Source organism: Peribacillus sp. P4_D6 (assembly GCF_056401795.1).
This window is the reverse complement of record NZ_JBFUIQ010000142.1, coordinates 1-9028: the sequence shown is the minus strand read 5'-3', so window position 1 is coordinate 9028 and position 9028 is coordinate 1. Positions and strand designations below refer to the sequence as shown.

Genomic DNA, 9028 nt, shown 5'->3' with positions numbered 1-9028 from the left:
GTTAGTTGAATTAATAAAAAAGGCGAAGTATGATCCTGTATTGGTCATGTTTGATGATAGCGGTTTTATAGGAGAAGGATCAGGCGAACAGGCAATGAAGGTAGTTGCCGGACACCCTGATATTGATGTCCTTGGCGTGATAGCGGTCGCATCAAAGACTAGAAGGGAAGAGTGGACCAAGGTGGATATCTGTATTGACCGTGATGGTAATTTGACACCGAACGGGGTTGATAAATACGGCGCCGAGGAATTTGAGCTGGGCAAGATAACAGGAGATACGGTGTATTGCATCGATCAATTACATGTTCCCATAGTAGTTGGGATAGGGGATATCGGAAAAATGTCCCATCAAGACGATTTTAAAAGAGGAGCACCGATAACGAAGCTAGCGGTGGAAATCATATTGGAAAGGAGTGGTCATGGTGACTTCAGAAAAACCTCAAAACATGATGCCGATTCCGAGTAGGGTAGCGGAAGTTGACGCATACATGGAAGAGAAAGTAGGTCTAGGCGTCAGCTTTGACTTAGGAGTAAGAAAGATAAAGGTCTTAAGAAAAGATGTGCATCTTTACTATATAAACGGGCTGACGGATACGGAGTACATCATTGATATCCTCGATTCTCTCATTCATAACAAAAATGCCGATATCGTGTCTACTAAAGTTTTTGATGTAGTCAAAGACTTGCTCGTACACCAATCCGTTCAGGAAATAAAGACGATGGATGAGCTTGTTGATCAGGTATTATCCGGTTTAATCGTCGTTGTTGTTGATGGTAAACCAATTGGGCTGGTCGTGGATGTCAGGAGTTATCCCGGGAGACAGCCAGTAGAACCAGATACCGAAAAAGTCGTCCGTGGATCAAGGGATGGTTTTGTCGAGAATATCATCATAAACACGGCGATAACCAGAAGAAGAATCCGGGATGAAAGATTACGTTTCGAAATGCTGCATGTGGGGGAACGATCGAAATCGGATATATCCATCGGCTACATTAAAGATATTGCCGATCCGGATTTAATAGAAATCGTTCGTAAGGAATTGAATAATATTGAGGTTGATGGCATAACGATGTCTGATAAAACGATCGAAGAGTTCATCGTAAAGCAAAGGTATAACCCATACCCGCTTGTCAGATATACGGAACGGGCTGATGTGGCGGCAACGCATTTGCTTGAGGGCCATGTCCTTATTTATGTGGATACCTCACCGAGTGTCATCATTACCCCGTCCACCCTTTTCCATCACATGCAACACGCCGAAGAGTATCGGCAGGCGCCTGCCGTCGGGACCTTGGTGCGCTGGGTCCGTTTTCTCGGGATTTTCGTTTCGTTATTCTTGCTGCCGATATGGTTATTGTTCTGTTTAGAGCCTTCCCTCCTGCCGGAGAAGCTCGAGTTTATCGGGCCGAATGATAAAACACATATACCCATTGTGATCCAAATCTTCATTTCCGATATTGGGATAGAATTTTTAAGGATGGCAGCCGTTCATACCCCGACCCCGCTTTCCACGGCAATGGGCTTGGTTGCGGCAGTTTTGATAGGACAGATAGCGATAGATGTTGGCCTATTTGTTCCTGAAGTGGTTCTCTACGCTTCCGTAGCGACAATAGGTACATTTGTCACACCGAGTTTAGAACTAGGAGTTGCAAATAAAATTACCCGTTTAGCACTGATAGTCTTGGTCGCATTATTTAAAGTGCCGGGCTTAGTCATAGGCATCACACTCTATTTGATCATGCTCACTAGTATAAAAACATTAAATACACCTTATTTATGGCCGCTTCTCCCGTTTCAGCCGAAGGCCTTGTCACATATAATATTAAGAAGACCTTATCCTGGTACAATAGAACGTCCGAGCATTGTACATCCCCAAGATCTATATAGACAGCCGAGAAAATCTAAAGGTTGATGTTGTCGAAAAGTTGTGGTAATTTATTTTTATTCGGATAAAGCGATAAAGTTGGGCTTAACAAAGAGATAAAGCTACTATGACTCTTTGGAGTTTAAACCAATCTGTCTTTCCCTTCGAACTACTAAGCAGTCATAGATAACAATATATTTACATGGGATAATTGATTCGGATGAGGCTGGATTATATAGAAGACCCTTTACAGCAGGTTTTCTTTATTTGAGGCTGCCTCATTTCTTATTAATAGTTTTAAGTCAGGAAGGTGAGGCTATCATGCATTTGTACGGAACCGGCGGTGTCAATGAACGTGGACATCTGGAGATTGGCGGAGTGGACACGATTGAATTGATCGAACAATTTGGTACACCATTATATGTTTATGATGTAGAGCTAATTCGCGAACGGGCGAGGGGGTTCAAGAGAACTTTTGAGGAATTGGGGGTTTCAGCACAAGTTGCTTACGCAAGTAAGGCCTTTTCTTCGATTGCCATGATCCAGTTGGCTGAGCAAGAGGGACTGTCTCTCGATGTTGTCTCAGCGGGGGAATTATATACGGCAATTAAGGCAAATTTCCCAACAGAACGGATTCACTTCCATGGAAATAACAAAAGTGAAGAAGAGCTACATATGGCTTTGGATCATGACATTGGCTGTATAGTAGTCGATAATTTTTCAGAGTTGACACTGTTGGAAGAAATTTGTACAAACCGTGAACAAAAGGTGAAAATCCTTCTTCGTGTAACACCGGGTATTGAAGCCCATACGCATGATTATATTTTGACAGGGCAAGAAGATTCGAAATTTGGTTTTGATCTTATTAACGGCCAGGCAGAAGCTGCCCTTCGACAAGCGCTTCATAGTGAGTTTCTGGAAGTTCTTGGATTACACTGCCATATCGGTTCCCAAATCTTTCAAACGACCGGTTTCCTTCTGGCAGCCCAAAAAATTATCGGCAAGCTGAGTGATTGGCACGATTCGGTAGGGTTTCAACCACAGGTATTGAATCTGGGAGGGGGATTCGGGATTCGGTATACACAAGAGGACGACCCGCTACCGGCGTCTCAATATGTTGAGGAGATCGTTAGGGAAGTGCAGAACCTGATTGCTGATTCTGATTTAGTGATGCCTGAAATCTGGATCGAACCTGGCCGTTCATTGGTCGGAGACGCCGGTGCGACACTGTACAAGGTGGGTTCTGAAAAGGAAGTTCCTAATGTCCGTAAATATATTGCCGTAGATGGGGGCATGAGTGATAATATACGTCCCGCTCTTTACGAAGCTAAATATGATGCCATTCTTGCAAACCGGCCGCTCGACCCTGTGGAAGAGACAGTGTCCATTGCCGGAAAATGCTGTGAAAGCGGAGATATGTTGATTTGGGATTTACCATTGCCAAAAGCCGGCCGCGGTGATGTCTTGGCGGTATTTTGTACAGGGGCATATGGATATTCCATGTCGAATAATTACAATCGCATTCCGAGACCGGCTGTCGTGTTTGCCGAAAAGGGAGAAGCCCGGTTGGTCATCAAACGCGAAACTTACGAAGATCTTATCCATTTGGACTTGGCCCTTCATGAAGCGGCAGTCGTCAATAAAGAATAGAAAAAAGGATGGCATTGGCCATCCTTTCAGTTTGTAAATAAAGGGCTTTGGAAAACGTAACTTTGCTCAAATGATGTTCCCGAACCAAATAACCAATAGCAATACCCTCAGGAATTAATTAGAACGGAAGGGGACGAGACTCCTGCGGGAAAAGCGCGTCAARGGGAGACCCCGCAGGCGCAATAGCGCCGAGGAGGCTTCCCGGACCGCCCGCGGAAAGCGAGTGCCTTCAGTGGAACTCAACGCTCAAATTGTACAGGCATAAAAATAGGCAAACTCGATTTTCATCGAGTTTGTCTACGTCTGAAAGGATGGCATTGGCCATCCTTTTTTTATTTGAATCAGCTGAAAAGTGATTTGATTGCGTCTATTAAACTACTGAACACTTCTTTCAATTTATCCAGAAATGATTGACCCTCTTCGGATTCAAGAAAATTGGAAAGTTTATCTTTAGCTGCAGTCAGCTGATCACCGACAGCGTTCCAATCAATATTCAATTCTTTTAGCTTATTGAATAAATCAATTAAACTTTGTACTTGATCTTCATTTAAGGCGATTCCAAGGTCTTTTGCTGAAGACTCGACAACCTCGCGGACCTCTTCAGTATTGGCTGGTGGATTTGCAGCCATTTCCTCTTTGATTTTCGTAACAAGTGCAGAGGCTTCTTCCGTACCGATTTCGTCACCCAATTTTGCTGTTTTCACCATTTCCTCATTCGCTGCCTGTTTCACATCTTCAGGAATCTTCTTGTCGGCAGATATTTCATAGGCTTTAATGACTCCTGTCAAAGCCGCTGTACCGGAAACGGGTATAGGTGCGGTGACATAAACGGTAGCATCTTTTACTCCTGCAGTAGCCAGTGCATTGATATACATTTCATCGGAAACCCAGTTAATGTTTTTCGACTCAAGTTTAAGACCGGTACCTTTTTCCTCCAAAGTAATCGCAGAGGATGAAATCGCTTTTGTACCGATTAGACGGCTAGCGATATAGTCTCCTAAGTATTCGTGTTCCTCTGCATTTGTAACGGTTAAAACCTCAACATCATTTGGTGCTTTCATTTCTGATAAAATCATACTTTTTTGTTCATTTGTCAAATTCTCACCAAGTGTGACGATCATTTCACCAACAGCTGCATCTGCAAAAGCCTTATATGGCAATAATAGACATAATAAAATGGTTACAATGACCCATTTATTCATTTTTTTCATGATAATCCTCCTTAACTTTCCTGCTGAATTGGGAATCTTTCAATAAAAGGGCGGCACTTTAAATCAGATTCATAGTATTTGACGAAACAAAGGCTAAAAAAGATACATATATTCCTGAAAAAAATTTATAGCCAAATAGCTACGTTCATTTAAACGAAGAAGTTGGGGGTATCTTTGTCTTTTATACCTAAGATGGCACTCTATGAACCTAGATCACTTTACCAATGTAGTAAAATTGAAGCAAGATTGCAAGGATATTTGTCAGATTGTGTTAAGTTATAGTAGAATGAATTCGTTATTTAAATATTTGGACCATTCATAAAGGGAGTATGGGATGAGGAAAAGTAATAAGACTCTTTTACTTATGATGCTTATTATCGCTTTGATATGGGGAATCGTATACTGGCTGTTTATCGCTTAGCACATAGCCCATTGATAAATCAAGTGCTGAAAGTGATGTTGAAACGAACGGGATTTTTATGTATGATGTAAATGTTATATGTGAGGATTATTATTCAAAGCAAATTAATTGGAAACAGGAAGATAATAAAAACGTTATTTAGTAACGAGGGATATTATGTTGATTAAGTATAAGAAAAGTTATGAGAAGTTTGCCATGGGATTATTATCTTTCATGCCAAATGAAAAAGAGATAAAAACGCTTCGGAATACGATGAAGAATTATGAAACGGATGAAAACCTACAGCTGTTCTTATGGAAAGATGAAGAGATTACGGGCCTGATCGGTATAGAAGTCTCTCCAACCCACATTGAGATACAACATATATCTGTAAATCCATCCTTCCGGAAGCAAGGTATCGGTAAAACGATGGTCAGGGCCATCAAGGAGCAATATCCTGACAAAGAATTAAAAGCAAATGAGTTTACGGAAAGCTTTCTTGACAGGTGTGAAGATTTCTGAATATGAAAGCTTGAATGGAGGATCGCCTTTAAGGGCGGTCCTCCATTCTTGTTTTTCGAAGGGATAGCTGTCGAGCCCTTTCTGAAATGACATCCGAACGGTCACGCATTAGGTGCTTATCAACTATCGATGTATTGGTCATGTCGCTATCCGCACCCCATATGGATCCTTCTTGCGAACACATGGATTGGCATTTTTCGATCAGTCTTTGATCCGATATTGGCAGATTGATGCTTTTATATGGCTTTTGTGATAACATTCGCTCATGTGTATCCTCGAGCAATTTGAACAGTTGTTCTGGATCGAGTCCCAACTTCAGGAGCTCGGCCTTTTTTAGGTGGAGATTTGCCAAGGCTTTAGACAGGGTCCTTGCAGCCCCTTTTTTGTTTCCCCTGCGATCATGATACAGGGCAACCGCAATCTGAATGAGCCCGACCCAATGAGAGTCACGCTCTTTTGGTGCGGTTTCCTTCCAATATTCTTCAAGGATTTCATGACATTCGAAGTAATCCCTGGTTCCATGGAAATGGACAAGGAAAGAAAGGTAGTCTTCCGCGTAAGTCAATAGGAGCACCCCTTTTGTTTGATGGAATCAACTAAGTATGGCAAAAAGCCATTTTCTTATAGCTTAACATCCGCTATGTATACTCACTAAGTTTAGCATAGAATTTTTTCCTGGAAAATAAAGAAAGCTGATTGCAAGGCAATCAGCTGATTCATCAGTCTCCCATTAACACCAAGAAGCACCGACGATAACTAATAAAATGAACAATACTACAATAAACGCGAATCCGCCGCCGTTTCCAAAACCACCTGCACCCATAATGAGTACCTCCTTTGTTCTGCTATTCTTACATTTCTAGGTTATGTTGGATTTCAGAATGTGATTGGGCACCGACCCATTTGACGGTAATCCCAAATAAAAACTTTTCTATGGACAGTAAATTATTATTTGGATAAAGGGCGGCAATCCACTATACTTGATTAGTAAAAGAAATAGGTCTATATCGGCCAATTAGATTTAAATGAGGTAATTTAATGGGTTATAACATAAAAATTGACGCTTTCGAAGGTCCGATGGATTTACTCCTGCATTTGATCAATCGCCTGGAAATAGACATCTACGATATTCCGATGGCTGATATTACAGATCAATACCTAGGTTACATCCATACGATGCAGCATCTGGAATTGGATGTGGCCAGCGAATATCTGGTGATGGCTGCAACACTGCTTGCCATCAAGAGTAAAATGCTGCTTCCAAAGCATGAAGATGAGCAAATGATTGATGAAGATGGGGAAATATTTGAGGAAGATCCACGGGATGAGCTTGTGGAAAAACTATTAGAATATAAAAAGTATAAAAATGCAGCCGAAGAATTTAAAGGGATGGAAGAAGAAAGAAGCTTGATGTTCACCAAACCCCCAAGTGATCTATCTGTTTATGTTAAAGAAGCGGAAAGTGATAAACAAGAGTTGAATATAAGTCTATATGATATGTTGGGGGCTCTGCAAAAATTGCTGAGAAGGCAAAAAATTCAAAAGCCGCTTTACACGAAAGTAACGAAACAAGAGATATCGATAGAGAAACGAATGGATGAAATCAAGATGGAGTTACAGTCCATTAAAGGGAAGAAAAGTTTTTTTGAACTGTTTTCGATCCCGGTCAAGGAGCATATCGTCATCACTTTCATGGCGGTGCTGGAACTGATGAAACTTAATGAAATCATCGTTGAACAAGAAGGTAATTTTTCTGAAATCATGATTGCTGCTAAGGAAGGTGTAGAACCAGTTGGAAGTTATTAATTGGAAAGGGATTCTTGAGGCATTATTGTTTGCTGCCGGAGATGAAGGGCTCTCTGTCAAACAAATTGCCTCGGTCCTGGAAATTACGGAATATCAAGCAACGGACATCGTTGAAAGTTTAAAGGAAGAATATGTATCGGATGTACGCGGGATTCAAGTGATCGAAATAGCGGGCGTTTATCAAATGACGACAAAAAAAGAGCACTCGGATTACTTGAAAAGACTAGTCGAAACATCAAGCACTCAAGGCTTATCCCAGGCGGCATTGGAAACACTCGCAATCATTGCTTATAAGCAGCCGATTACTAGAGCTGAAATTGATGAAATACGCGGAGTGAAAACGGAACGCCCCATTCATACACTTGTCACCAAAGTCTTAATTAAAGAGGTCGGACGTGCTGAAGGCTCGGGCCGGGCTTATTTATATGGGACAACAAAAGAGTTTTTGGATTACTTCGGCCTGAATTCCATAGATGAATTACCGCCTCTCGCCGATAATTCGGATGATAGCTTTGAAAGTGGTGAAGCCGATTTGTTTTTTGAAAAATTTCAGCAAACAATCGAATAACATTTTTCTTTGAATTGTGATAATATAGAAAAAAATGAATGCGGGGGGATTGCGGGTGCGAATTGTAGCATGCAATGGATTTGGGCTTGAAAAGGAAAAGTCAAATTCACCTGAGGACTTCTTTAATCGATCCGTTATACAATACATAAAGGATGGAGAAGAAAAGACGCTGAATGTACTGTATCTTCGCTATTTTGATGAGATGGTCACTCTTTGGACCCCATATCCCGCCAACCCCCTATTCAAAAGCCCTAACAGAGATATTTATATGGCTGACATCATCGCCATGGTCTGTCTACTCAAAGACCCGGGCCTGGTTAACCGAAAACGAATATATATAAATGCAGAAAAAGAGCTAGCTGGTTATTTCGAAAATATAGATTTTGAAAAATTGGAGAAAGTGTTTATATCTATTGACCAAGCTAAACCATATGATATAGAATCACATGTTGACTATTATATTCAATCTTAATCAATTTGAGGAGGGTTCACGGTTGGGGAATACATTGGTAAAATCTCAGCTTGAGGATGTAAAGGGCTTTTTGGAAACGACAGTGGCTCAACTGGAAGAATTTATAAATGAGACGACCTATTCTAAGCTGCAAGAAGAAAAAAGCGGGGATGAAACCTATTATAAAGGAATCCTTTCAAGTTTAAGAAGAATGCTTGTAAGTTGTGAAGAGGGCTTGGAGGCTTGCCAAATCGTTCTGAAAAATGATGTTTTCAATAAAGCTGCAGCTGAAAAGACGCTTTATAGAGTTTATCATCAATGTATCGAAGAATACTTTTCCCCAAAATCAGATCGGTGGTTTGAGGACAGCAGATCTGCCTATACAGGAAAAAACTCGATTAAATTTCACCAAAGTGTACCTGACAGCATAATATCCATTCTGAAGGCCGTGGAAAGTGGATTCCAGACCATGCGTGAAGAATTGGAGTTTTATGAAACGGATTACCGGACGAAAATGTTGCAGTCAAGATAATGAAACAGCAAGGCTTAATAAGC

The 9028-nt window shown here is 41.2% G+C and carries 11 protein-coding genes; 8 read left to right on the top strand and 3 right to left on the bottom strand.

The window, feature by feature from the left end:
- The 3 genes from spoVAEA to lysA form a co-directional block, all read left to right on the top strand.
- The coding region (gene spoVAEA, locus AC1DVB_RS23205) for a stage V sporulation protein SpoVABEA (protein WP_477591140.1) at positions 1-466 on the top strand (466 nt) is incomplete at its 5' end.
- Positions 447-1913, top strand: coding sequence for a spore germination protein (locus tag AC1DVB_RS23200; protein WP_231892250.1), 1467 nt, complete (start codon positions 447-449; stop codon positions 1911-1913). The genes spoVAEA and AC1DVB_RS23200, both read left to right, overlap by 20 nt.
- Positions 1914-2186: 273 nt before the next feature.
- Complete coding sequence (lysA, locus tag AC1DVB_RS23195; RefSeq protein WP_057278755.1) at positions 2187-3515, top strand: diaminopimelate decarboxylase; 1329 nt, start codon at positions 2187-2189, stop codon at positions 3513-3515.
- A gap of 341 nt (positions 3516-3856) precedes the next feature.
- On the opposite strand, the gene AC1DVB_RS23190 is transcribed toward lysA, so the two are convergent.
- A complete protein-coding gene (locus AC1DVB_RS23190; RefSeq protein WP_057278872.1) occupies positions 3857-4717 on the bottom strand; it encodes a DUF1002 domain-containing protein in 861 nt (286 codons plus the stop codon).
- 586 nt (positions 4718-5303) lie between these two features.
- On the opposite strand from AC1DVB_RS23190, the gene AC1DVB_RS23185 reads away from it, so the two are divergent.
- Positions 5304-5648: a GNAT family N-acetyltransferase gene (locus AC1DVB_RS23185; protein ID WP_034308124.1), complete on the top strand. Its 345-nt coding sequence runs from the start codon at positions 5304-5306 to the stop codon at positions 5646-5648.
- 28 nt (positions 5649-5676) lie between these two features.
- On the opposite strand, the gene AC1DVB_RS23180 is transcribed toward AC1DVB_RS23185, so the two are convergent.
- Both AC1DVB_RS23180 and AC1DVB_RS23175 read right to left on the bottom strand, forming a co-directional pair.
- Positions 5677-6213 (bottom strand): DUF309 domain-containing protein, encoded by a 537-nt coding sequence (locus tag AC1DVB_RS23180; RefSeq protein WP_230135746.1) that lies wholly within the window; start codon positions 6211-6213, stop codon positions 5677-5679.
- Positions 6214-6378: 165 nt separating this feature from the next.
- Entirely contained in the window at positions 6379-6471 is a 93-nt protein-coding gene (locus tag AC1DVB_RS23175) for a YjcZ family sporulation protein (protein WP_072273196.1), read from the bottom strand.
- 215 nt (positions 6472-6686) lie between these two features.
- Between AC1DVB_RS23175 and AC1DVB_RS23170 the strand changes: the two genes are divergently transcribed.
- The 4 genes from AC1DVB_RS23170 to AC1DVB_RS23155 are packed head-to-tail and all read left to right on the top strand — an operon-like array spanning position 6687 to position 9005.
- Positions 6687-7454, top strand: a complete 768-nt coding sequence (locus tag AC1DVB_RS23170; protein WP_057278754.1) for a segregation/condensation protein A — start codon at positions 6687-6689, stop codon at positions 7452-7454.
- Positions 7441-8022, top strand: coding sequence for an SMC-Scp complex subunit ScpB (gene scpB, locus AC1DVB_RS23165; protein ID WP_034308120.1), 582 nt, complete (start codon positions 7441-7443; stop codon positions 8020-8022). The genes AC1DVB_RS23170 and scpB overlap by 14 nt, the downstream gene beginning before the upstream one ends.
- 55 nt (positions 8023-8077) lie before the next feature.
- Entirely contained in the window at positions 8078-8494 is a 417-nt protein-coding gene (locus AC1DVB_RS23160) for a hypothetical protein (protein WP_034308118.1), read from the top strand.
- Positions 8495-8516: 22 nt separating this feature from the next.
- Complete coding sequence (locus AC1DVB_RS23155) at positions 8517-9005, top strand: YpuI family protein (RefSeq protein ID WP_034308117.1); 489 nt, start codon at positions 8517-8519, stop codon at positions 9003-9005.
- Positions 9006-9028 lie beyond the last annotated feature (23 nt).

Coding starts and splice junctions, on each gene's coding strand:
- AC1DVB_RS23190 (WP_057278872.1), bottom strand. CDS start 4,717: ATGAATAAATGGGTCATTGTAACCATTTTATTATGTCTATTATTGCCA.
- AC1DVB_RS23170 (WP_057278754.1), top strand. CDS start 6,687: ATGGGTTATAACATAAAAATTGACGCTTTCGAAGGTCCGATGGATTTA.
- AC1DVB_RS23185 (WP_034308124.1), top strand. CDS start 5,304: ATGTTGATTAAGTATAAGAAAAGTTATGAGAAGTTTGCCATGGGATTA.
- lysA (WP_057278755.1), top strand. CDS start 2,187: ATGCATTTGTACGGAACCGGCGGTGTCAATGAACGTGGACATCTGGAG.
- AC1DVB_RS23200 (WP_231892250.1), top strand. CDS start 447: ATGATGCCGATTCCGAGTAGGGTAGCGGAAGTTGACGCATACATGGAA.
- AC1DVB_RS23175 (WP_072273196.1), bottom strand. CDS start 6,471: ATGGGTGCAGGTGGTTTTGGAAACGGCGGCGGATTCGCGTTTATTGTA.